The organism is Streptomyces sp. NBC_00341 (genome assembly GCF_041435055.1).
Taxonomy (GTDB): Bacteria; Actinomycetota; Actinomycetes; order Streptomycetales; family Streptomycetaceae; genus Streptomyces.
Genome location: NZ_CP108002.1, coordinates 6,329,134 through 6,350,517, shown reverse-complemented (window position 1 = coordinate 6,350,517; position 21,384 = coordinate 6,329,134). Strand labels below are relative to the sequence as shown.

Annotated in this window: 19 protein-coding genes and 1 pseudogene; 12 read left to right on the top strand and 8 right to left on the bottom strand. The window is 71.0% G+C overall.

The features are described from left to right. Positions 1 to 20: 20 nt before the first annotated feature. The 4 genes and pseudogenes from OG892_RS28705 (at position 21) to fsxC (ending at position 6,008) form a co-directional block, all read left to right on the top strand. Positions 21 to 2,033 (top strand): hypothetical protein, encoded by a 2,013-nt coding sequence (locus tag OG892_RS28705; RefSeq protein WP_371630652.1) that lies wholly within the window; start codon positions 21 to 23, stop codon positions 2,031 to 2,033. After that, on the top strand, positions 2,030 to 2,992 hold the full coding sequence (locus OG892_RS28700; RefSeq protein ID WP_073738624.1) for a MoxR family ATPase: 963 nt from the start codon (positions 2,030 to 2,032) through the stop codon (positions 2,990 to 2,992). The genes OG892_RS28705 and OG892_RS28700 overlap by 4 nt, the downstream gene beginning before the upstream one ends. Further along, a pseudogene (locus tag OG892_RS28695) lies at positions 2,985 to 4,397 on the top strand (SAV_2336 N-terminal domain-related protein); the annotation flags it as partial. The gene OG892_RS28700 and the pseudogene OG892_RS28695, both read left to right, overlap by 8 nt. Before the next feature lie 258 nt (positions 4,398 to 4,655). Beyond that, positions 4,656 to 6,008, top strand: a complete 1,353-nt coding sequence (gene fsxC, locus OG892_RS28690; RefSeq protein ID WP_371631706.1) for an FxsC protein — start codon at positions 4,656 to 4,658, stop codon at positions 6,006 to 6,008. A gap of 77 nt (positions 6,009 to 6,085) precedes the next feature. Here the strand turns inward: fsxC and OG892_RS28685 are convergent, their stop codons facing one another. Continuing rightward, positions 6,086 to 6,352 (bottom strand): hypothetical protein, encoded by a 267-nt coding sequence (locus tag OG892_RS28685; protein WP_073738623.1) that lies wholly within the window; start codon positions 6,350 to 6,352, stop codon positions 6,086 to 6,088. A 263-nt stretch (positions 6,353 to 6,615) separates the two neighbouring features. On the opposite strand from OG892_RS28685, the gene OG892_RS28680 reads away from it, so the two are divergent. Next, complete coding sequence (locus OG892_RS28680) at positions 6,616 to 7,980, top strand: molybdopterin-dependent oxidoreductase (protein WP_371630651.1); 1,365 nt, start codon at positions 6,616 to 6,618, stop codon at positions 7,978 to 7,980. Then, positions 7,977 to 8,483: a hypothetical protein gene (locus OG892_RS28675; RefSeq protein ID WP_073738622.1), complete on the top strand. Its 507-nt coding sequence runs from the start codon at positions 7,977 to 7,979 to the stop codon at positions 8,481 to 8,483. The genes OG892_RS28680 and OG892_RS28675 overlap by 4 nt, the downstream gene beginning before the upstream one ends. A gap of 38 nt (positions 8,484 to 8,521) precedes the next feature. Here OG892_RS28675 and OG892_RS28670 read toward each other — a convergent pair whose 3' ends face one another. Beyond that, positions 8,522 to 8,998, bottom strand: a complete 477-nt coding sequence (locus OG892_RS28670) for a MarR family winged helix-turn-helix transcriptional regulator (RefSeq protein WP_371630650.1) — start codon at positions 8,996 to 8,998, stop codon at positions 8,522 to 8,524. 83 nt (positions 8,999 to 9,081) lie between these two features. Between OG892_RS28670 and OG892_RS28665 the strand changes: the two genes are divergently transcribed. The 4 genes from OG892_RS28665 (at position 9,082) to OG892_RS28650 (ending at position 14,611) form a co-directional block, all read left to right on the top strand. Next, the gene (locus OG892_RS28665; RefSeq protein ID WP_371630649.1) at positions 9,082 to 9,981 is read left to right on the top strand and encodes an alpha/beta fold hydrolase; all 900 of its coding nucleotides are present in this window, start codon (positions 9,082 to 9,084) and stop codon (positions 9,979 to 9,981) included. Between the two features lie 196 nt (positions 9,982 to 10,177). Beyond that, the gene (locus OG892_RS28660) at positions 10,178 to 11,164 is read left to right on the top strand and encodes an alpha/beta fold hydrolase (protein WP_371630648.1); all 987 of its coding nucleotides are present in this window, start codon (positions 10,178 to 10,180) and stop codon (positions 11,162 to 11,164) included. Between the two features lie 651 nt (positions 11,165 to 11,815). Then, entirely contained in the window at positions 11,816 to 12,796 is a 981-nt protein-coding gene (locus OG892_RS28655) for a terpene synthase family protein (RefSeq protein ID WP_073738618.1), read from the top strand. Positions 12,797 to 13,096: 300 nt separating this feature from the next. Beyond that, on the top strand, positions 13,097 to 14,611 hold the full coding sequence (locus OG892_RS28650) for a carboxylesterase/lipase family protein (RefSeq protein ID WP_371630647.1): 1,515 nt from the start codon (positions 13,097 to 13,099) through the stop codon (positions 14,609 to 14,611). Between the two features lie 9 nt (positions 14,612 to 14,620). On the opposite strand, the gene OG892_RS28645 is transcribed toward OG892_RS28650, so the two are convergent. Continuing rightward, complete coding sequence (locus OG892_RS28645; RefSeq protein ID WP_371630646.1) at positions 14,621 to 15,586, bottom strand: CopD family protein; 966 nt, start codon at positions 15,584 to 15,586, stop codon at positions 14,621 to 14,623. Positions 15,587 to 15,802: 216 nt separating this feature from the next. Between OG892_RS28645 and OG892_RS28640 the strand changes: the two genes are divergently transcribed. Continuing rightward, on the top strand, positions 15,803 to 16,234 hold the full coding sequence (locus OG892_RS28640; protein ID WP_073738616.1) for an STAS domain-containing protein: 432 nt from the start codon (positions 15,803 to 15,805) through the stop codon (positions 16,232 to 16,234). A 64-nt stretch (positions 16,235 to 16,298) separates the two neighbouring features. Here the strand turns inward: OG892_RS28640 and OG892_RS28635 are convergent, their stop codons facing one another. After that, the gene (locus tag OG892_RS28635) at positions 16,299 to 16,514 is read right to left on the bottom strand and encodes an EF-hand domain-containing protein (RefSeq protein ID WP_018102550.1); all 216 of its coding nucleotides are present in this window, start codon (positions 16,512 to 16,514) and stop codon (positions 16,299 to 16,301) included. A 145-nt stretch (positions 16,515 to 16,659) separates the two neighbouring features. On the opposite strand from OG892_RS28635, the gene OG892_RS28630 reads away from it, so the two are divergent. After that, a complete protein-coding gene (locus tag OG892_RS28630) occupies positions 16,660 to 17,298 on the top strand; it encodes a GNAT family N-acetyltransferase (RefSeq protein ID WP_073738615.1) in 639 nt (212 codons plus the stop codon). A gap of 64 nt (positions 17,299 to 17,362) precedes the next feature. Here the strand turns inward: OG892_RS28630 and OG892_RS28625 are convergent, their stop codons facing one another. From OG892_RS28625 to OG892_RS28610, 4 genes are all read right to left on the bottom strand, one after another. Next, on the bottom strand, positions 17,363 to 18,553 hold the full coding sequence (locus tag OG892_RS28625; RefSeq protein WP_073738614.1) for a YncE family protein: 1,191 nt from the start codon (positions 18,551 to 18,553) through the stop codon (positions 17,363 to 17,365). Beyond that, on the bottom strand, positions 18,553 to 19,359 hold the full coding sequence (locus OG892_RS28620; protein WP_073738613.1) for a polysaccharide deacetylase family protein: 807 nt from the start codon (positions 19,357 to 19,359) through the stop codon (positions 18,553 to 18,555). The genes OG892_RS28625 and OG892_RS28620 overlap by 1 nt, the downstream gene beginning before the upstream one ends. Positions 19,360 to 19,769: 410 nt before the next feature. Beyond that, positions 19,770 to 20,285, bottom strand: coding sequence for an ATP-binding protein (locus OG892_RS28615; RefSeq protein ID WP_073738612.1), 516 nt, complete (start codon positions 20,283 to 20,285; stop codon positions 19,770 to 19,772). 251 nt (positions 20,286 to 20,536) lie between these two features. Continuing rightward, positions 20,537 to 21,304, bottom strand: a complete 768-nt coding sequence (locus OG892_RS28610; protein WP_371630645.1) for an enoyl-CoA hydratase/isomerase family protein — start codon at positions 21,302 to 21,304, stop codon at positions 20,537 to 20,539. Positions 21,305 to 21,384 lie beyond the last annotated feature (80 nt).

The window sequence follows — 21,384 nt, the reverse complement described above, 5'->3', positions numbered from 1 at the left end:
TGGCACCTCAGTGTGAATCGATGCAGCGTCTCACCCGCCTCAGTGAGGCAGCTTCCTCCCTGCACGCTGCGCTCTCCCACCCCGACCTGGGCGACTGTGCTCCGGGCCTCCCCGGCGGACGCTCCTCGTTGGTCGTCGACGAGCGGCTGACGAGTGACGCGATCCGGAAGCTGATCGTCGACGCGATCCGGTACGCCGAGGACCGGCGGGCGTCACTTGTCCTCGCTCTGCTGGGGCACGGATTCGTGCCCGGCAGCACGAACACGCTGTACCTGATGGGAGACGACTCCGCGGAGGACGCGACCGAGCAAGCGGTCAACGTGGGCGAACTCCTCGCGGCCGCCGCGAACAAGTCCTACATCCCCAGCGTTCTCGGCATTGTCGACACCTGCCACGCCGCCGGGGCGGTACCCGCGGGACAGGACCTCACCAGCGGTGCCGGGAACGGGCGCAGCAGGCTCGCCCTGCTCATGGCCTCGTCGGTCAACCAGCCGGCGTTCGACCTCTCGTTCTCCAGGGAGCTCGCCGGCCTGATACGTGAAGGCATTCCGGGAGCGGGCCCACTGCTGGGGGTGGACGACGTGCAGAGGGCGCTGCGCGGTTCCGTCGTCGGACAGGACGTGACGGTCTCCCAGCACGACGGCGATCCGTTCGCGTCAGAACGTTTCTGGGTCGCTCGCAATGTGCGGGGCCAGAACGCTGCGTCCATCGGGCTCGTCGGGCGGCTGGCGCTCGAAGACCTTGTCGAGGCGTTCGGCGTGCTTGCCGCCGCCGCGCCTACCCTGTGCGCGCCGCACGACGTGAAGTCCGCGCTCGACATCCTGGAGGTGCTCAACGGACTCCGCCCGTCCCCAGCGCGTGACCGGGCCAAGGAGGTCGTCTGCTTCATGCTGACCGCAGTGCGAACCGTCGAGTTCCTGCGTGACTGGCTCGGCAGCGAGCTGACGACGGCCCGTCTGCGCCAGGCCCTGCGCGTCCTGCTCGTCTCGGAGCGTCGTGCCCTGCCCTCCTCTCTGACCGAGTTCACCGACGTCGCGATCGTGGACCAACTGGTCTTCGACCACCCGGTGACCCGGAGCAATGGCAAACCGTCGCTCGCCGAGTTCGTGGTGCGCCTCGGCCTGGCCTCCGGCAAGGACCTGGCCTCCTCCGAACTGCGGGCGTGGGCACGGTCCGTGGATGCCCAGCAGGAATTGAACGACGCCGTGACCAAGGCCCTCGACGACCGGGAGGACCGACAGCTGCGACTTGCCGTCAGCCTCGACTCCTCGTTGACAGGCGGCTGGCCGGAAGAGGTGAGCGCATGGCTGCTCCAGGACGGGGAACTGCTGGACCGGCGGGACTTCAGTTGCCCCACGGTGGGCCAAGAAGGAGCGGAGGCGGCGATCGAGGAGGCGGCCGGCTGGGCCGAGGGCCATGCGGATGCGCTGGGGCGGCGTCTGAGATGGCTCGACGTCGCCGTGCCCAGCGGAGTACTGCTGGAGTGGCACCCGGAAGAGGCCGGCAAGGACCTCCGCTTCGGTGTGCAGTACGACGTCGTGCTGCACTGGAGCCGTCGGCTCACCCCCGATCCCCTGCTGCGACGAATCCAGGGTGCGGTGAACGACCGGTGGGAGGAGATCGCTGCCTGCGCCGGAGTGCCTGTTGACTGGCTGGACGCCTCCGACACGGCCGACCGGCCACCGCTGCAGGGCCGGCTGCGAGATGGCCTCTACCGGCGGGGCATCGGCCTGATGCATCACGCCGGACTCGACGACCAGCTGATGGAGATCCTGCTCTCTTACACCCCCGTACTGCTGTGGCCACAGTGCGCGGAAGGGTTCCCCGTGGATCGGCACAGCTGTCTGGAGCCGCAGTGGTTGACCATGCCGGAAGGGCTTGGCCATGCCTACCAGCGGCGATGGCGTGGCGAGCCCGCAGGTCACTTTGCTGACCTCCGCGCGGTCTGGGACGACCGTGAGTGGCTGAGGTTCTGCCGACTCGTGAGGGCCACCGTCCCCTCTATCCAGAACACGATCAAGGAAGCCTTATGACGTGGAGTCCGTACTACCGAGGCGACGGCGTGGTCCGCCAGCAGTCCCGCTTGCCATCCCCTCCACCCTGGAGGACCTTTCCCCGCGTGTCGTCGGCCGGACTGTTCGAGCCGCCCGAAGGGCTCGTTGCCGCTGTCAATGCCGCCCTCGCCCTGCGCCGCCCTCTGCTGATCACGGGCAGTCCGGGCACAGGTAAGTCCACCGTGATCGAGCAGGTCGCGAAGGAGCTCGCGTTGGGCCCCGTACTGCGCTGGCATGTAACCTCACGCAGCACGCTCGGAGACGCGCTCTACCACTACGACGCTCTCGGACGCATCCACGCCCACCAACTCCAGCAGGCGAGGACGCGGACGCGTACCGGCAAGAGGGACCCCAGCACCGACGACATCGCGGCCTTCATGACCCTGGGGCCCCTGGGAACGGCTCTGCTGCCGTCGGACCAGCCCCGTGCACTCCTCATCGACGAGATCGACAAAGCTGATCTGGATCTTCCCGGAGACTTGCTCGACGTACTGGAACGTGGAGAGTTCCGCATCGAGGAACTGCGCCGCGAAGGGCAGGAGGTCGCCTACCTGCGCATGTCCGGCGAGGGCGCGAAGCACCCCGTGTACGACGGTCACGTGCAGTGCACCGAATTCCCCTTCATCGTGATGACAAGCAACGGGGAACAGGAGTTGCCCGCAGCATTCCTGCGACGGTGCCTGCGCTACACGATGCCCCGCCCCACACCGGAGCTCGTCCGCGAAGTCGTACGCAGACACCTACAGCTCGACGTTCCCGAATCGGGTCCGCTCGCCGATCTCGTCGACGATTTCGTGCGCAGGGTGGGCGGCGGCGAACCAGTCGCTGTCGATCAACTGCTGGGCACCCTCCACCTGCTGAACGGGCCGGCGAAGATGGATGAATCGGAGCGCAGCGGACTCATCGGACTGCTGATGAAAAACCTGTCCGGTGCATGACCGGGCTGACCGGCTGGGCGCCGTCGTCGATTCATTGCTCGGCCTGGACCGCGACCTCGACGCGGTATCGATCGCCGAGATCCTCTGGCTCGCGGCTCAAGACGACGCCCCCTCGCCGGGCAACGGAGCGCAGACCGGCGCCGCCAAGCGGCAGGAGGACCGGGCCGCCGGAGCCACACCCGCGAAACAGCCGGTGAAGGCGGATGAAGCAGCACGACGGAACCCGCTGCACACGCCCTGGGACGACGGCACGCCCAGCTCGGGAGCGACCCAGGTGTCGCTGCCCCGGAACAGCACGCTCCCGCGTGGCAGGGAGCTGGCCCGGGCTCTGAAACCGCTGAAACGACCATGGCCGAGAGGCCGCAGACAGCGGCTGGACATTGCGGCGACGGTGGCCGACTACATGCGCGTCGGTGAACTAGCCCCAGTGTTCTCCGACGAACCGGAGCGCTGGTTCGACGCGACCGTGGTCATCGACCGGTCACCCACCATGGCGGTGTGGGCCGGAACGGCTGACGAACTGGTCCGCCTTCTGGCCCGCACCGGCGTGTTCCGCACCCTTCGGGTACGCGAGCTCTACGCGGACCGGTTCATGGAGAACACACCGACCCTGCACGGCCCCATGGGTCAGCGCCTCGAAGAAGGCGGTGGAAGATCCGCCCGGCCTCGACGGCTCATCCTCGTCTTCTCCGACTGGGCGTCGGCCGCATGGCGCGACGGCTCGCAGTGGAACCAGCTCCGCAAGTGGGCGGCCTCCGTGCCCACGGTGCTCCTCAACCCGTTACCGTCGAAGATCTGGCGGCAGACGGGGATGAGCTTTCCCGCCGTCCGCGTCGTCTCGCCCGGGACGCCCGGCGCGACCAACGCACAGTTGCGGTTCGTCAGCACACTCCTTATGAACCATGCCTTTCCCGGTACCCCCGACCGTGAGTGGCTGCCGGTTCCCGTGAACTCGCTGTCACCCCATGCGATCGGCCGCTGGGCTCGCACCCTCATGCTTTCGGATCCCGCAGGCTGCGAAGCCGTACTTCTGCCCGCACAGGGTCTCGTTGACCAGCTGGTGGAACAGGTGGAACAGGACGAGGGGATCCCGCGCGGCGGCCGCTCCCTGACGGACGCCTACCTGCACCGTGCCTCTCCGGGGGCGGTCCGCCTGGCGGTGCTGTGCTCGCTGTACCCACAGGTAAGCATCGACATCCTCCGGGTCGTGCAGCAGAGCCTGGTCCCGGAGGCAACGCCGGCCGACTTGGCCGAGTTCGTTGTCGGAGGGCTGGTCACCGTCACCGAAGCCGCCCAGGCAGGTGGCCATCCTGTGCTGAGGTTCAGGGACGGTACGCGTGAGCAGCTCATGCCCAGGCTCGGCGCCCGGGATGCCCGGCGTCTGCACAGCGCCCTGGACCAGTTCATCGAGAGCAACTCGTCCTCGCTCGCGCGCTACCCGGCCGTCGTAGCGGGATCCCGGTCCAGCACAGGAATTCCGGTGGACCCCGAACCCTTCGGCGAGGTGTCGGCCGATGTCCTGGCGACCTTGGGCCTCCCTGCCGGGAACCCCGCACCGGCTGACCCCGAGGTGAACCCCGCCGCGGGGTTCCCAGTGGATCCGGTACCCGATCCCGGTAGTGCGGCGACCAGGGAGCCGGTGGACTTCGCCTCCACCGCGCCCCTGCCGCGCAGAGCTACACCCGGCCTCCTGAGCGAGCCGCGAGCGGCAGACCATCGGCCGTACTTCTTCTTGAGCTACGCCCACGCACCGGGGCGTGGCGATGGAACGGATCCCGACATGTGGGTCGAACGGCTCTTCCAGGATCTCTGCGGCCACGTGATGGCCATGACCGATCTGCCGGCCGGTGCGCCTGCCGGGTTCATCGACCGTGAGATACGTTCCGGCGAGGGCTGGTCGGAACGGCTCGGTGAGGTGCTCGCCAGCTGCCGGGTCTTCGTCCCGCTGTTCTCGCCGCGCTACTTCGCCAGCGAGATGTGCGGCAAGGAGTGGTACGCCTTCGCCCAGCGCGCCGTCCACTACCGGGCCCGCTCCAACCAGTCGGCGGAGGCGATCGTCCCGGCGCTCTGGGTCCCGGTACCGCCCAGCCAACTGCCCGGGCCGGCCGAGCGGCTGCAGTTCAACCACCGTGATTTCGGGGACCGTTACGTCAGTGACGGGCTGTACGGGCTGATCAAGAGCAACCTCTTCACCGAGGAGTACGAGCGCGCGGTGTACGAGCTCGCCAAGCGCATCGTCAGCGTCGCCGACACGGTACGGATCGGCACCGGCCGGCCCATCGACTACCGGCTCGCCCCCAGCGCCTTCGGCCCGCCGGGCGGCGGAGCCGGCGGCCCCCGCCCGATGCAGGTCACCATTGTCGCCGCCACCCGCCACGACCTGCCCGAGGGGCGCGACGCCGACTACTACGGCGACAACCCGCAGGACTGGAACCCCTACCATCCGGACGCCGCGCGGCCCCTGGCCTATGTCGCCGAGGAGCTCGTGCGGTCCCTCAACTATCAGGCCAGCATCGTCTCCTTCGACGAGGAGGCCGGCCTTCCGGCCGGCGGGCAGGCCCCGCCCATGCCGGAGATCCTCCTCGTCGACCGCTGGGCGCTCCAGGACGAGGACCGGTGCAGACGGCTCGCCGCCTTCGACGCGGAGAACCGCCCCTGGGTGACCGTGGTCGTGCCGTGGAACCGCGACGACCACCAGAGCAGGGCCGCGGAGGCCGAACTGACCGCGAAGCTGGAGCAGACCATGCCGACCAAGATGCGCCAGGGCCGGGCCTACTGCCGCGCCGCGGCCAAGGGCGTACCGAGCATGGAGGCCTTCGGCCAGATCCTGCCGCAGGTGGTCGAGGTGGCCGCCCAGCAGTACCTGAGACACGCGGCCGCCTACCTGCCCGCCACCGGCGGCCGAGGGCACAGCGAACGGACTCGCCTGATGGGGCCCCATGGCGCAGACCAGTACATCCCAGAGACACAGGACGCTGCGACGGATGTGGAGGGCACGGATTACGGCCAGTCGTGACGGGCGACTGGGGGCGCGCGCCGAAAGCGAGCGAGGGCCCGCCCCATGACGGGACGGGCCCTGCGCGGTGCGGGAGGTCAGCCCCGGCTGAGGTACTCGGCGTAGAAGCTGCCGCCCTCGGCCTCCAGCTCCGCCTTGTTCTGCTTGCCGTACGTGATGCCGTACGGGCCACCGACGTTGAGGAACTCCGTGTTCTCACGCGAAGCGTCGACCTCGAAGTAGCTGGCCCCGATCTTGCCGGCCTCCTCGCCGTTCCCGCCGCCGCCGTAGGCGGCGGCCGGGGCGGCGGCCATGAATCCTGCAGCGGCAACGGTGGCCAGCGTGATTGCGATACGGCGAACCATGGGTCACTCCTTTTGCGGTACATCACGGGTAGTGCGGGCGATTCACCATGAAACGGGTGGGGCGGTGACCGGAACAGGCACGCCAAGAGATGCACCGAACGGATGCCCCTGTTCCCCCAACTGCCAGCGTGCGCCCTCAAATACGCCCGGCGCACGCCTGGTCCACGAGCACGCTCGGAGTAATGACGCATCTCTGACGACACAGACGCTATGGTCCCCTTTCTGGCGTTTGATTAAGTCGTGTCCGATTTACGAGGGGCGTCATGGAAGACAGACAGGCGATGCCCCCGGGCCGGAGCGGTTCGACGCTCCGGCGACCGGCGCGGCACCGGCCCTCGCTGCCGGATCTGCTGCGGGACGGACCGCCGGCCGGTCCGACCCGGCGGGGTTTCTGGCGCAGCCCGTTGCGCGGGCCCTGGCTGACGTCCGTGCTCGGCGCGGTCCTGCTGGTGGGCATCACCGTGATGTTCGTGACGGGGCTGCTCTCGTACGCGGCGTACAACCCCGACCTCGGCGCCAACGACAAGACTCCGGACCGGGGCTGGCTGGGCTTCTACCTGTTCTCCTGGCCCACCCACCCGTACTGGCTCTACCGGCTCACCCAGGGCGTCCACGTCACGCTCGGCATCGTGCTGATCCCGGTGCTGCTCGCGAAGCTGTGGTCGGTGGTCCCCAAGCTGTTCGCGTGGCCGCCGGTCAGGTCGGCCGGCCACGCGCTGGAGCGGCTGTCGCTGCTGCTGCTCGTGGGCGGCGTGCTGTTCGAGTTCGCCACCGGGGTACTCAACATCCAGCTGGACTACATCTTCCCCGGCTCGTTCTACCCGCTGCACTTCTACGGCGCCTGGGTCTTCATCGGCGCCTTCGTCGTCCACGTCGCCTTCCGCATCCCCCTCATGGTCCGGATGCTGCGCAGCGGCGGTCTCCGTGAGGAGCTGCGGAGCCCGGCGAGGGCGGGGCGCAAGGACCCGGCGGACCCCACGGAGCTGGTGACTCCGCGCCCCGCCGCGCCCACCATGTCGCGCCGGGGGGCGCTGGGCATGGTCGGGGCGGGCTCGCTGGTGCTGCTCGTCGTGACGGCGGGGCAGAGCATCGGGGGCGTCCTGCGGTCCACCGCGCTGCTCGCGCCACGCGGACAGGACCCCGGGCCCGGCCCCAACGGATTCCAGATCAACAAGACCGCGGTGAGCGTGGGAATCAGGGCGCGGGATGTGGGCCCCGGCTGGCGGCTCGTCGTGCGGGGGCGCGGGCGGGAGCAGGTCTTCACCCGCGCTCAGGTGCTGGCGATGCCGCAGCACACGGCGGCGCTGCCCATCGCGTGTGTGGAGGGATGGTCCACGGAGGACCAGGAGTGGAGCGGGGTGCGGCTCGCGGATCTGGCGGCACTCGTCGGGTTCACCGACGCGGCACCGGGCGTGTTCGTCCAGTCCGTGCAGCGGACGGGGTCGTTCCGTTCCACCACGCTGCGCGACAACCAGGTCCGAGATCCGCGCTCCCTGCTGGCTCTGCGGGTCAACGGGGCCGATCTGTCCCCCGACCACGGCTACCCGGCGCGGATCATCGTCCCGGCCAACCCGGGCGTGCACAACACCAAGTGGGTCACCCGGCTGACCTTCGGGGAGAACGCGTGAACCGGTTCCGCGCCCTGTACGGGGCCTCGCCGCTGCACCTGCTGCTGGTCCTCTGCTCGTTCGCCCTCACCGGCTACGCCGGAGTACGGCTGCTCAGCGGCGCCGAGCCCTGGAAGGTCGTCATCTGGTTCATCGGCGCCGCGCTCCTGCACGACCTGGTGCTGCTGCCCCTGTACACGGTGACCGACCGCGCCGCCCAGACCGTCCTGGGCGAGCGCCGGGAACCCGCCGCGGCCGATGAGTCCGGCCGGCCGGACCGGCGGTGGATCAACCACGTCCGGGTTCCGGTCTTCCTCTCCGGCCTGCTGCTGCTGACGTACTTCCCGCTGATCCTGGGACGGGTGAGCGAGCGCTACACGCTGTACACCACACTCTCCGCCGATGTGTTCCTCGGGCGCTGGCTGATCATCACGGCCGTCCTGTTCGCTCTGTCCGCCGCCGCCCTGCTGATCCGGATGAGCCGTTCCCGCCGTTCGGGACCGGGGACCGGCACATCGCCGTGACCCTTCACCCGGCGGGGCCGGGAACCAGTCGGCGGGACCTACTCCACGTCCGGGCCGCGCGCACCCCAGCCCGGTGAGTCGAGCCGGATCGCGCGGTCCCCGACCAGGGTCCTGAGCGCCTCCTCAAGTGCCGCGACCGACGCCGCGCCCACCTGGGCCTCCCACTGCTCACGCAACTCGTCGAAGACCGCTTCGCCCTGCCGCATCATCGCGAGTCCGCGCTCGGTGACGCGAAGCCGGGTCCGACGGCGGTCGGCCGGATCGGCCTGGCGCGTCACGAAGTCGCGTTCCTCCAGTGCGGCGATCGTCTTCGCGGCCGCCTGCCTCGTCACCGACATCCGCCGGGCCAGCTCGGAGGCGCTGTCCGCGCCGGACAGGATCGAGTGGAGGGCGAAGTCGTGCACGGACCGGACGTCCTCGTACCCGCGTTCCGCCAGTTCGGCGCCGGCCCGATCCGCCAGCGTGCGGAAGCCTGCGAGCAGCAGCAGCGCGAGGTCGGCGCCTGATCTGGACATGCGGCCAGCATAGGGACCTTTGACAAGGGCAACCTGGTTGCCTATCGTGGTTGACAACCAGGTTGCCTATTTGGGAGCTCCTCGTGACCACGACCACGCCCTACGGCGCAACCCTTCCCGGCGTCACGCATCACCTCGCCGACGTCAACGGAACGCGGCTGCACTACGTCCGCGCCGGCACCGACGGCTCTCCGATCCTGCTGGTGCACGGCTGGCCGGAGACCTGGTGGGCCTTCCGCAAGCTGATCCCGCTGCTCGCGCGGACCCACCGGGTCCTCGCCCTCGACCTACGCGGGTTCGGTGACTCGAGCAACGCCGACACCGAGTACGGCGAGGCGGTCGCGGCCGAGGACCTGCACCACCTCGTCGCGCACCTCGGCGCCGGTCCCGTCCACCTCCTGTGCCAGGACATCAGCGGCGGCACGGGCTTCCGCTTCGCGGCGACGCACCCCGAGGACGTGATCAGCTTCACCGGGGTCGAGACGGCCCTGGCCGGTTTCGGGTTCGAGGCGCTCGCGGACGTGAACAACCACGGTTCCTGGCACGTCGGGTTCCTCGGCGCCCCCGGCATCGCGGGCATGCTCCTGCCGGGCCACGAGCGCGAGCTCCTGGCCGACTGGGCCTTCCCGCTGATGAACGGGACGGAGGGCGCCATCGGCGAGGGCGACATCGACGAGTTCGTGCGGAGCTACGCGCGCCCGAACGCCTGGCGGGGCACGGAGGGGCTCTACCGGGGCGTCTTCTCCGACCGGGGCGCCACCAGGGCGCTGGCCGAGTCGCACCCGATCGCCGTGCCGGTACTCACCGTCGAGGCCGCCGGCCACGGAAGGATCACCGAGACGACCTTCCGCCAGGTGACCGCCGGCGAGGTCACCGCGGTGCACCTCGAAGGGGTCGGCCACCTCATCGCACAGGAGGCCCCCGAAGAACTCGCGGACGCGGTGCTGGAGTTCACCCGACGGGTCGACAACGAGCGGACCTGAACGTCAGCGCCCCCGGGCCGCCGCGCACCCCGGCTACGCGTTTGCCGAAGCGGCAACACGACTCGCGGGCGGCCCGGCCCCCGTCGCATGATCGGGTCCGAAGCCGTCGGGCGGCCGCCGGGCGGTACGGTCCCGGGTGCCCGGCTGTGAACGGTCGGCTCCACGGACCACGCAGAACCAGAGCCGCGGAGGATCCATGTCGCATCAGCCCGCCCCGTCCCCGGAGCTCACGCACCGCACCGTCGCCTCGCCGGCCGGGCGCGTCCACCTGGTCGAGCAGGGCACCGGACCGCTGGTGCTGCTGCTGCACGGGTTCCCGGAGTCCTGGTACTCCTGGCGCCACCAGCTGCCCGCGCTGGCCGCCGCCGGGTACCGGGCGGTCGCCATCGACGTCCGTGGCTACGGGCGGTCCTCCCGGCCAAAGGACGTCGCCGCGTACCGGATGGCCGCCCTCGTCGAGGACAACGCCGCCGTGGTGCACGCGCTCGGGGAGCGGAGCGCGGTGCTGGTCGGCCACGACTGGGGCGCCACGATCGCGGCGAACTCCGCGCTGATCAGGCCCGACGTCTTCCGCGCGGTGGGGCTGCTGAGCGTCCCGTACGCCCCGCGCGGCGGTCCGCGCCCCAGCGAGATCTTCGCGGGGATGGGCGGGGACCAGGAGTTCTACGTCTCCCGGTTCCAGGAGCCCGGCCGGGCGGAGAGCGAGATCGAGCCGGACGTCCGGGGCTGGCTCGCGGGCTTCTACGCGGCGTTCTCCGCCGACACCATGCCCGCGCCCGACGCCCCGGACCCGCACTTCGCCGGACCCGGCGGGACGCTGCGCGAACGCTTCCCGGACCGGCGGCCCGGCTGGCTCGGTGACGCCGACCTCGACTTCTACGCAGGCGAGTTCGAGCGGACCGGGATGAGCGGGGCGCTCAACCGCTACCGGAACATGGACCGGGACTGGGAGGACCTCGCGGAGTTCGACGCCGCACCCGTCACCCAGCCGTCCCTCTTCGTCGGCGGCTCCCTGGACGCCTCCACCACCTGGCTGGCCGATGCCATCGCGGCGTATCCCACGACGCTGCCCGGACTCGTCTCCTCGCACCTCCTGGACGGCTGCGGCCACTGGATCCAGCAGGAGCGCCCCGACGAGATCAACCGGATCCTGACGGGCTGGCTCGCCTCGCTGCCCGCCTGAACCGGCTCTACGGTGGGAGGGGCCCGGCGAGCCGGACCGGGCCTCGAACCGGCCAGACGCCCGCCCACCGCCCATCACCCCGCCCCGCCCGGAAGTGCCCCAACTGCTCATAACTGAGCAGGCGTTCATGACGAGCACACATTTTCAGTCACAAGCGGCTTCCCTCCCCCGCATACTGGGAGTTCACTGGTCGTGACGAGTGGTGATGCAATCGCCGTGCACGTCAGGCGGTCTGCTGCCATGAACCCACAGGGCCCGGCTCCGATGCCCATGCCCCGGCGGAGGAAAGAGGACAGCGATGACAGCCGCCCCTCCCGCGACGCACCCCCGACGCGATCCGGCCGTCCGGCCCGGTCGCGCCGTTTCACGAAGTGCTTCGCGGCATCCTCGCACCGACCAACCGTCCGGCCGCTGATCCGCGACCGCGGCGGTCCGTCGCGGTCGGTTCCACGGCCGCACCGCCCCTACCCCGGCCCGGTGCGGACGCTGTCCCCGATGGCACGGCCCCGGCGAAGCGCCGATCGGCGGGGCCGCGTCCACCGCTCGCCGCTCCGACCGTGCATGCGCGGTTCCTTCCGCGTTTCTCCCTTCCATGTCCGTATCGTTTCGACGAGGTGCACAATGAGCAAGATCGCGCTTCCAGAATTTCACATGCCGTTCGAGAGTGCGGGATGCAACCCAGGAGCTGAGAAAACCAAGCAGGCCGCCTGGGAATGGGCCGAGTCCAGCAATCTCGTCCTGTCGCCGGTAGCTCACAAGAAAATGCTCCGGACCCGCCCCGAACTCTGGATCTCCCTGATTTTCCCCCAGGCCTCACAGAAACACCTCGACCTGTTCTGCCAGTGGCTCTTCTGGGCCTTCCTCGTCGACGACGAGTTCGACGACGGTCCGGCCGGCCGCGACCCCGGGCTGTGCGAATCGGCGATCACCCATCTGGTGGACGTGCTCGACGGCGCCCGTACGCCGGTCGGTCCCATGGAGAACGCCCTCGGCGAGCTGTTAGTCCGGACCTGCACGGACCGGCCGGCGCACTGGGTACGGCAGTTCCGCAGGGACACCGCCGCGTGGCTGTGGACGTACTACGCCGAGGCGGTCGACCGGGCTGCGGGCCATGTGCCGAGCACCGCCGATTTCGTGAAGCACCGCCGCGATTCGGTGGCCATGCAGCCGTTCCTCGACCTGCACGAGATCGCTGCCGGAATCGATCTCCCGGAATCCGCCCGGAGCCTCCCCGCCTATATCGCGCTGCGCAATGCGGTGACCGATCACTCGGGTCTCTGCAACGACATCTGCTCGTTCGAGAAGGAGGCACTTCTCGGTTATGAGCACAACACGGTCCGACTGATCCAGCGGGACCGCGGAGGCACGCTCCAGGAAGCCGCGGACGAAGCCGGAATCCTGCTGGCCCGTATTGCGGACCGCGTCCAGCGGGCCGAGAAGGAACTCGAGGAGGAGATGGAGGCGGCCGGAATCGAGGGCCTCCCACGAGCCGCCCTGGAGCGCTGCGTCCAGGACTACCGGGGGCTGGTACGGGGAGACTTCGACTACCACGCGCGGGCGGAGCGCTACACCCGCCCCGACCTGCTGGAGATCGACGAACAGGACTCGCTGTCCCGGAACTTCGCCGCCTGACGGGGCGCCCGGCAGGGCCCGATACCCCTGCCGGGCCCTGTCCCGACGGCTCCCGGCCCCGGAAAGCGGGAACACGGCAGCGATTTCCGGACATTCATCGCCCCGATACGTCTTCCGGCCCCGGCCGGCCCGCTCGTGACCGGAAACGCGCGTCGGTGAAAGCGGCCACTGTCCGGCGCCGCCGCCCACGAATGGCCGACCGCCCTCTGCCGTGATGTGCTGGTACGTACGCCCGATGCCAGGCGGCGGTTCCGATGACCCGAACTCGCCGGCCGTACCGCAGAAGGGCTGGAGGCATCCATGACTGCCGCACCTCCTCCGATATCCGGATCCGCGTCCGAGCCCGGCGCCGCCGACCGGACCGCCCCGCACGCGGACACGGCCCAGGGCACCGTCCGGGGCACGTACGAACAGGGCGTCGCCGTCTTCCGGGGCATCCCGTACGCCGCGGCGCCGGTGGGCGCGCACCGGTTCCGGGCGCCGGCGCCGCCGGAACCCTGGGAGGGGGTGCGCGAGGCGGTGGCCTTCGGCCCGACGGCGCCCAAGCGCCCCTACGCCCCGCCTCTTGACCGGCTGCTGCCCGACCCCCAGGTGGACGGCGACGGCTGCCTCAACCTCAACGTGTGGACGCCGTCTCCCGGTCGCACCGCGCTGCCCGTCCTCGTCTGGATCCACGGCGGCTCGCTGCTGCACGGCTCGTCCGCGGTACCGCTGTACGACGGGGCCGCCTTCGCCCGCGACGGCGTGGTCCTCGTGTCGCTCAACTACCGGCTCGGCATCGAGGGGTTCGGGGTGTTCCCGGACGCGCCCGCCAACGTGGGGCTGCTCGACCAGCTCGCGGCGCTCGGCTGGGTGCGGGACAACATCGCGGCGTTCGGCGGCGATCCGGGCCTGGTGACGGTGTGCGGCGAGTCGGCGGGGGCCATCAGCATCGCCGCGCTGCTCGCCGCGCCACGGTCCCGGGGGCTGTTCCGGCGGGCGGTGCTGCAGAGCGGGGCCCCGTCCGCGCTCCCCGTGGACAAGGCCCGCCGCACCACCGAGCTGATCGCGAAACGGCTCGGGGTGGACGCGACGGCACAGGCGCTGGCCGCCGTGGCCCCCGCCGCACTGCTGGCGGCGCAGACGGACGTGACGAGCGGCGGCTCCCCGCTGACCGGCGGGAACTCCTTCCAGATCGTGGTGGACGGCGAGCTGCTGCCCCGCGATCCGGCCGAGGCCCTGTGGGACGGCGCCGCGTCCGGCGTCGATCTGCTGATGGGCTCCAACACCGAGGAGTACCGCCTCTGGTTCGTCCCCAGCGGGCTCACCGAGCGGCTCTCGCGCACGAAACTCCGGCTGGCCCTGCTGAAGTTCCGGGTGCCGGGCGCCACGGCCCGTACCTACCGGGCGAACCGGCCCGACGCCACCCCCGGCGAACTGCTCGGCGCCCTCGCCACCGACCTGCTGCTGCGCGTACCGCTGAACCGGCTGGCCGACGCCCGCATGGGTGCCGCCGGTTCGACCCACCTCTACGAGTTCGGCTGGCCGTCCCCCGTACAACGGCTCGGCGCCTGCCACGGGCTGGAGATCGGCTTCGTCTTCGACAACCTGGACCAGCCGGACGCGGTGCTGCTCGCGGGCCGGGACGCGCCCCGGGAGCTGGCCGACGCGATGCACGCGGCGTGGGTGCGGTTCGCGGTCTCCGGCGATCCGGGCTGGCCCGGCTGGGACGCCTCGCGGCCGGTGATGCTCTTCGGCCCCGGCGCCCCCGGGACGGTGCTCGCGCCGCGCGACGACGAGCTGCGCGGCTGGGCGCCGTACCGCGACGGGCGCTGAACACGGCGGTCAGCGGGTGCTGAGCCAGTGCGGGTCGGGTACGACGGTCAGCACCGCGGACACGAGCACGACGGCCGCCGGCGCCACCAGTTCACGGCGTGCCCGGCGGTGGGCGGCCGCCGGGTCCGCGTCCGACACCAGCCTCCGGCGCGCGCCCAGCGCCAGCGCGCTCGCCACGGCCATCAGCACCAGTTTGGCCAGCAGGGTGCGCCCGTAGGCCGAGGTGAGGACGACATCGGGCGGCAGCCGGCGCAGGGCGCTGCAGGTACCGGTCACCGTGAGGGCCGCGTACAGCAGGCCGGCGAGCCGGGCGTAGCGGCCGAGCAGCGCGCGGGCGGCGACGGGCGCGGTCCGGCGCCACAGCCGCATGGTGCGCAGCACGTGGAGCAGCCCGCCGCACCAGAGCGAGGCGGCGGTCAGATGGACGGCGGTGAGCGCGGCGCCCACCGCCGGGCTGTACGCCTCGGGGTGGGCGCGCAGCGCCTCAGCGCCGACGACGAGGGCGAGCGGGGCGGCGGCCAGTGCCGGGCGGCGGCTGACCGCGCAGCAGGCGGCGAGGGCGAAGCCGTTGGCGGTGAGCAGCAGGAGCCCGCCCTCGCGGGTGCCGTAGGTCTCGACGAGGCCGAGGTCGCTGATCCGGGCGAGCCGGACGATCTGTCCCGCGGCTGCCAGCGCCCCGGCGACCGAGGCCGCCGCCGTCCAGCCGCGCGGTGCGGATTCCGGCCGGCCGGGCAGGGTGCGGGACAGTGCGGTGGCGGCGAGTGCACCGAGGTGAACGGCGAGCGCGCCGAAGAGGACCGTACGCAGCAGGGTGGCCGTTCCGGCACTAGGTATGCCCAGTTCACCGGTGCCGTGGGCGGCGGCGGTGGCGCCCAGCAGGGCGGCTGCCACGGCCAGGAGGCAGGTTCCCACCGTGCCGAGTACGGCGGCCGACGGCCTGCGGCGGGTGGGTGCGGGCACGCGGGAGGGGAGCACCGCCCACCCCCTTCCTGACCGACAACCACACAAACAGGCCTGCGGCGTCCACGACACCATCGAACATTCACCCGGAAGGACGCATTACGGCAGGCGCGAACGTTTCTGCATCCCCGTCCGGCACGAGCCTCGGGTTAGGTTCACCGACTGTCACCTCACTGACAGTCACCCAGGCCCGGGTGCCTCCGCGGATTCGGCGCTGCGAGGAGAGGCAACATGACCGAGAGGCTGTCCCCCACGGCATCCCCCACCCTGGTCCCCCTGCCCGAGCCGTGCGGCCACGTGTACCGCAGGAACGGCCGGACGGTGGTGGCGCTGCGCGACGAGATCGACATCGCGACCGCGGCGCTCATCGCACCGGCCCTGGACGGCGCCACCTCCGCGGGGTCACCGCATGTGGTGGTCGACCTGACCGAGGTGAGTTTCCTCGACTGCTCGGGGCTGACGCTGCTGTGCCGGGCCCGGCGGCGGGCGCTGGACCGGGACGGGCGGTTCTGGCTCGTCTGCGACTGCCCGCGGATCCTGCGGCTGCTGCGGGCGGGCCGGCTGCACGACCTGTTCCGCCCGGTGGCGACGCCGGACGACGCCTTCGGCGGGCAGGAGGCGCCGGGACCGCAGGACGGTGGGACCGGCGCGTCCGGGCCGTGAGCGGGGCCGATCCCGCGGCGCCCGGCCCCCGGCCCGCCGGCCGGGGGTCCTGGGCCGGCTGCCGTCAGCCCTTGTTCTGCGCGGCCCAGAACTCGTCGAAGGTGAGCAGCCCGTCACCGTTCGCGTCGTGGGAGTTGATCACGGCCTGCGCGACCGGCTCGGTGACGTAGGGGTCCCCCAGCTGGGCCATGACGCTCTTGTACTCGGCAGCCGAAATCAGCCCGTCGCCGTTCAGGTCGTACCGCTCGAACGCCTTGCGCGCCGACTCGATGTCCGCCACTGTTCCGCCCCTTCGTAATGCCTATATGACGGAGGTCAGATTAACGGGCGGGCCGGATGGCGATCGCGGCGGCCGGTCGTCGATCATGGGTGGGACCGTCCGCCGCCCGGCGGGCGGCGGCCCGGGACGGGGAGAGCACGGCGCGATGACCGACGCATTGGCGGGGATTCTGGCAGCGGCGGCACAGGGGCGGTTCCCGCCGCCGGACGGGTCCACGACGGTGGTGCGGCAGCCGAACGCACGGGACGCCGGGGTGCTGGCGTTCACCGCGCACTCGGTGGTGTTCACGGACGAGGACCCGCGCTGGGTGCGGGCGGCCCTGGCCGGCACCCCCGGTGACGCGCTCGCCGCGACGATGAACCCGCACTTCCTGAGCGCGCTGACGGCCAGGACCGGCCGACACATGAACACGATCGACCTGCTCACGGTCGCACCCGCGCTGCCGGGCACTCCGGAGCTGGAGCTGCGGGAGATCCGGGACCCCGGACACCCCCGGGTGGCACGGGCGATGGGCTTCCGCGACGAGGTACGGGTCTGGCGGACGGAGGGCGGGGTGCTGATCCTCGGGCGCGGGGTCGCGGGGCGCTGGGAGGCGGCGATCGAGGTGGCGGAGGAGGCGCGCGGGCAGCGGCTCGGCGAGCGGCTGGCGCGGGCGGCCCGGCAGCTGGTGCCGGGTCCGGTGGTGTGGGCGCAGCAGTCGCCGGGGAACGCCCGCAGTGTGCGGACGTTCCAGGCGGCGGGCTACCGGCCGGTGGGGTCGGAGGCGCTGCTGATCAAGGAATGAGCCGCCCGAGCCAACCGGGCGACCCGAGCCACCCCAGCCACCCGGGCGACCCGGGCGACCCGCCTCAGCGGAAGACGCCGGTGTGGCCGAGCGAGTAGCGGCCGGGCTGCGGGTAGACGGCGAGGCCGTGCGGTCCGCTGCCGACCGGGATCCGGGCGAGCTGCTTGCCGCTGGTGGTGTCGATCGCGTACACCTCCGAGTTGTAGCGCCCGGTCAGCCAGAGGACCTTGCCGTCGGCGGAGACGCCGCCCATGTCGGGGCTGCCGCCGCCCGGCAGGTGCCACTTCTTCGCCAGCTTCTTCTGTGCGAAGTCGAAGACGGAGACGGAGCCCTCGCCCCGGTTGGAGATGTACATCTCCTTGGCGTCGCGACTGACGTAGAGCCCGTGGCAGCCCTTGCCTGTGGGCAGCAGCTTCGGGGTGGTGAACTTCTTCCCGTCCAGCACCCACATGCCGTTCGCCATCATGTCCGCGATGTAGAACGTGCTTCCGTCGGGCGACAGCTTCACGTCCTGCGGCATGGCGCCCTTGAACGGCAGCTTCTGCCGGCCCACCACCTTCATCCCGGCCGTGTCGACCTTGAGGAGTTCGCCGGAGAACTCGCAGGAGACGATGAAGTACCGGCCGTCCGCCGAGAAGTCCGCGTGGTTCACCCCCGCGCAGCTGACCGGGACTGCCTTGGCCGTCTTCATGGTGTGCGCGTCGCGGAAGACCAGCTGCCGGTCCATCGAGGCCATCACGATGGCGTACTTGCCGTTCGGCGTGAAGTAGAGGTTGTACGGGTCGGAGACGTCGACGGTCTTCCCCGCCTCGCCGGTCGCCGGGTCGATCGCGGTGAGGCTGTCGCCGACGTCGTTGTTGACCCAGAGGGTCTTCAGGTCCCAGGACGGGACGACGTGCTGCGGCTGCCGGCCGACCGGGATGGTCTTGATGACCTTGTACGTGGCGGGGTCGATCACCGTCACCGTGTTGGAGTTGGTGTTGGGGACGTACACCCGGGACGGGAAGCCCTTGACGACCGGCGACATCTTTCCGGCGGCGTCGGCCGCGTACACGTTCGCGGGGTCGAGCACCGGGGGCATCCCGGCCAGTCCGGGCGGTGCGGGCGGGGTGACGTGCTTGGCTCTGGCGGGTGGCGCGGCGGCCTCGGTCGCGGTGTCGGACGCCGGCTTGGCGGCGGGGGTGCCGCAGCCGGTGAGGGCGGCGAGCAGGACGCCCCCGAGCAGGGCCGCGGTGCGCGTGGTGGAGGGATGCATCAGGTCAACAGCTCCGTGGTCGTCACCGCACGCAGTTGGCGGCGGTCGAGTTCGGTGAGAAGGAGGGGCAGCGCGGCGACCGTGTCCGCGTAGCCGAAGTGCATGCTCACCACCGATCCGTTGCGGATCTCACCGGCCACCTTGCGGGTGACGGCCGCGGCGCCGGGTGAGGTGAAGTCGAGGGAGTCCACGTCGTAGGAGAGGACGTGCGGGTAGCCCGCGCGGACGGCGAGCCGCTGGACGAGCGGGGTGGCGTACTGGGTGCGCGAGGGCCGGAACCAGGTGCCGATGGAGCCGGTGAGCCGTCGCAGCCGCTGGGCGCAGCCGGTGATCTCCGCGTACGCCTGCGCCTCGTCCATCGAGGAGATGTCGATGTGGCGCTGGGTGTGGTTGCCGAGGTCGTGGCCGCCGTCGAGGATCCGGCGGGCCATCTCGGGGTGTTCGTCGAGCCAGCCGCCGACGGCGAGGACGGTGACCCGCGCTCCGGCCCGTTCGGCCTCCGCCAGCACGGTCCTGGCGATGGCGGGGTCGCCCTGCCCGTGGAAGGTGAGGGCGACGCGGGCGCGGTCGCGGGGGCCGTGACCGATCTGCACCGGCTGCCCGGGGAAGCGGCGCGGGGCGGGTGCGGGGGCGTGCGCTCCGGCGGAGGCGGCCGGCTTCTTCGGTGCCGGGTGGGTGAGGGTCTTCGCCCCGGTATCCGCTGTTTCCCGGTCCCCGCAACCGGCGGCGAGGCCTGCGGCGAGGGCGGCCCCGGCTCCTGCGCGCAGGGCGCTGCGGCGGTGCACCGGTGTGTCGGAGACGTTCATGCGCAGAACATTAAGTGCGGACTGTCAGGAAAATAACAATTGACGCTTTTCGCGGCTTTCGCCGGTCACGCGGATGCGCGCGATCAACACCTGCCGCGATCAATGAATCACCCGCGAAGTCCGGCAGCGCTCATCGATTTCCAGGCAAGTGACCCAGCACACCTAAGATTCATCGCAAGAATCGCCAGAACTATACAACTATGGGCGATTTGCGGCTTTGGCGATGTAGTCGCCCGTCTGCCATAGTCGGTGACACGACCCGCACTGACCCGGGCCGGGTCGTCATAAGCGGCCGTGAACACACCCCCCATTTCACGGCCCCCACACAGCAGCCCCCGCAGCGCCGCACCACGGCCGAACCGGGGGCTTCTGTGCGTCCGGAGCCCACGGAGCCTGCCGCGCGGGGGCCGTCAGCGGTCGGAGATCCGCATCTCGAACCAGGTGATCTTGCCGCGCGGCAGCAGATCCACGCCCCACCGGTCGGAGAGCTTGTCGACGAGGAAGAGGCCCCGCCCGCTGACATCCATCGCCTGTACGGGCATGAGGCACGGCAGTCCGCGCGAGGGGTCGCGCACCTCGATCCTGATCCAGCCGCGGCGGCGCAGCATCCGCAGACCGAAGACCCTGGCGCCGGTGTGCCGCACCGCGTTGCCGACGAGTTCGGAGACGAGCAGCACGGCGTACTCGCCGGTCTGCGGGGAGAGCCCCCACTGACGCAGCACCACGCAGGAGGTGAGCCGACGGGCGGTGGCCGCGGATTCCGGGCGGGAGGGCAGCCGGACCTCGTCCTCCGTCGGGTTCCCGAACAACTCCAGCGCCTTGAACGCCTGTTCGTCCTCGACGGCCGGCATCCTCCGTGCCGCTGTCGCGCTGCTGCGCTGTCGCGGCTGCTCCACACCCTCCAGGCCCGCCATGGACACCATCATGGCCGCAAGGTGGACACTCCGGGGCCGTTCCCAGGGAATCCCCACCCCGGAATCAGCGATTCCGCAGTGGCCTGCTGGCATATGCCACTGGCAGAATGCCCCCGCGCACAACCCCGCCGACCTGCGTGAACGCCGCGCACGAGCGGGATCACCGGCACCGACGGAGCACTGAGCCTTAAGGTTGCCTTAAGGCTCAGCTAATCCGCCCGCACGGATGAACGCGCCGTGATCTGTTCCCAACTGGCGTTCGGTCAGAGGAATTTGGCCTTGCCCGGTCCTTCGTCCACAAAGCTGCGCATACCGCGCTCCCGGTCCTCCGTGGCGAAGAGTCCGGCGAACCAGGTGCGTTCGATCGTGAGGCCCGTGTCGATGTCCGTCTCCAGTCCGGCGTCCACCGCCTCCTTGGCGGCGCGCAGCGCGAGGGCGGGGCCCTTCGCCAGCTTCGCGGCCCAGGCGTGCGCGTGCTCGTACACCTCGGCGGCGGGCACGACCCGGTCCACCAGACCCATGGCGAGCGCCTCCTCCGCCTTCACATGGCGGCCGGTGAAGATCAGGTCCTTGGCCTTGGCGGGGCCCACCAGACGGGCGAGCCGCTGGGTGCCGCCGGCGCCCGGGATCAGTCCGAGCATGATCTCCGGCTGCCCGAGCTTGGCGTTGTCCCCGGCGATCCGGAAGTCGGCGCAGAGGGCCAGCTCGCAGCCACCGCCGAGCGCGTAGCCGGTGACGGCCGCGACGACGGGCTTGGGGATCCTGGCCACCGCGGTGAAGGACTCCTGCAGCGCCTTGGACCGGACCACCATCGCCGGGTGGTCCATCGCCTGCATCTCCTTGATGTCCGCGCCCGCCGCGAACACCTTCTCGCCGCCGTAGAGCACCACGGCGCGCACGTCGTCGCGCCCGGAGGCCTCCTCCGCCAGCTCGCGCAGCCGGTCCTGGGTGGCGACGTCCAGGGCGTTCATCGGCGGACGGTCCAGCCGGATCGTGCCGACGCCGCCGCTTACTTCGAGGGTTACGGTCATGGGAGGCAGGTTAACCGGCGCTAACGCGGCGCCGGACAGGCCCGGGGCCGGTGCCGTTCGTCACAGGCCCCGGGCGGTCT

Bases quoted from the DNA above. Each gene is read 5' to 3' on its own strand.
- OG892_RS28700 (WP_073738624.1), top strand. From the start codon at position 2,030: ATGACGTGGAGTCCGTACTACCGAGGCGACGGCGTGGTCCGCCAGCAG.
- OG892_RS28680 (WP_371630651.1), top strand. From the start codon at position 6,616: ATGGAAGACAGACAGGCGATGCCCCCGGGCCGGAGCGGTTCGACGCTC.
- OG892_RS28620 (WP_073738613.1), bottom strand. From the start codon at position 19,359: ATGAACGTCTCCGACACACCGGTGCACCGCCGCAGCGCCCTGCGCGCA.
- OG892_RS28630 (WP_073738615.1), top strand. From the start codon at position 16,660: ATGACCGACGCATTGGCGGGGATTCTGGCAGCGGCGGCACAGGGGCGG.
- OG892_RS28705 (WP_371630652.1), top strand. From the start codon at position 21: ATGCAGCGTCTCACCCGCCTCAGTGAGGCAGCTTCCTCCCTGCACGCT.
- OG892_RS28615 (WP_073738612.1), bottom strand. From the start codon at position 20,285: ATGATGGTGTCCATGGCGGGCCTGGAGGGTGTGGAGCAGCCGCGACAG.
- OG892_RS28685 (WP_073738623.1), bottom strand. From the start codon at position 6,352: ATGGTTCGCCGTATCGCAATCACGCTGGCCACCGTTGCCGCTGCAGGA.
- OG892_RS28670 (WP_371630650.1), bottom strand. From the start codon at position 8,998: ATGTCCAGATCAGGCGCCGACCTCGCGCTGCTGCTGCTCGCAGGCTTC.
- OG892_RS28640 (WP_073738616.1), top strand. From the start codon at position 15,803: ATGACCGAGAGGCTGTCCCCCACGGCATCCCCCACCCTGGTCCCCCTG.
- OG892_RS28650 (WP_371630647.1), top strand. From the start codon at position 13,097: ATGACTGCCGCACCTCCTCCGATATCCGGATCCGCGTCCGAGCCCGGC.
- OG892_RS28655 (WP_073738618.1), top strand. From the start codon at position 11,816: ATGCCGTTCGAGAGTGCGGGATGCAACCCAGGAGCTGAGAAAACCAAG.
- OG892_RS28610 (WP_371630645.1), bottom strand. From the start codon at position 21,304: ATGACCGTAACCCTCGAAGTAAGCGGCGGCGTCGGCACGATCCGGCTG.
- OG892_RS28660 (WP_371630648.1), top strand. From the start codon at position 10,178: ATGTCGCATCAGCCCGCCCCGTCCCCGGAGCTCACGCACCGCACCGTC.
- OG892_RS28625 (WP_073738614.1), bottom strand. From the start codon at position 18,553: ATGCATCCCTCCACCACGCGCACCGCGGCCCTGCTCGGGGGCGTCCTG.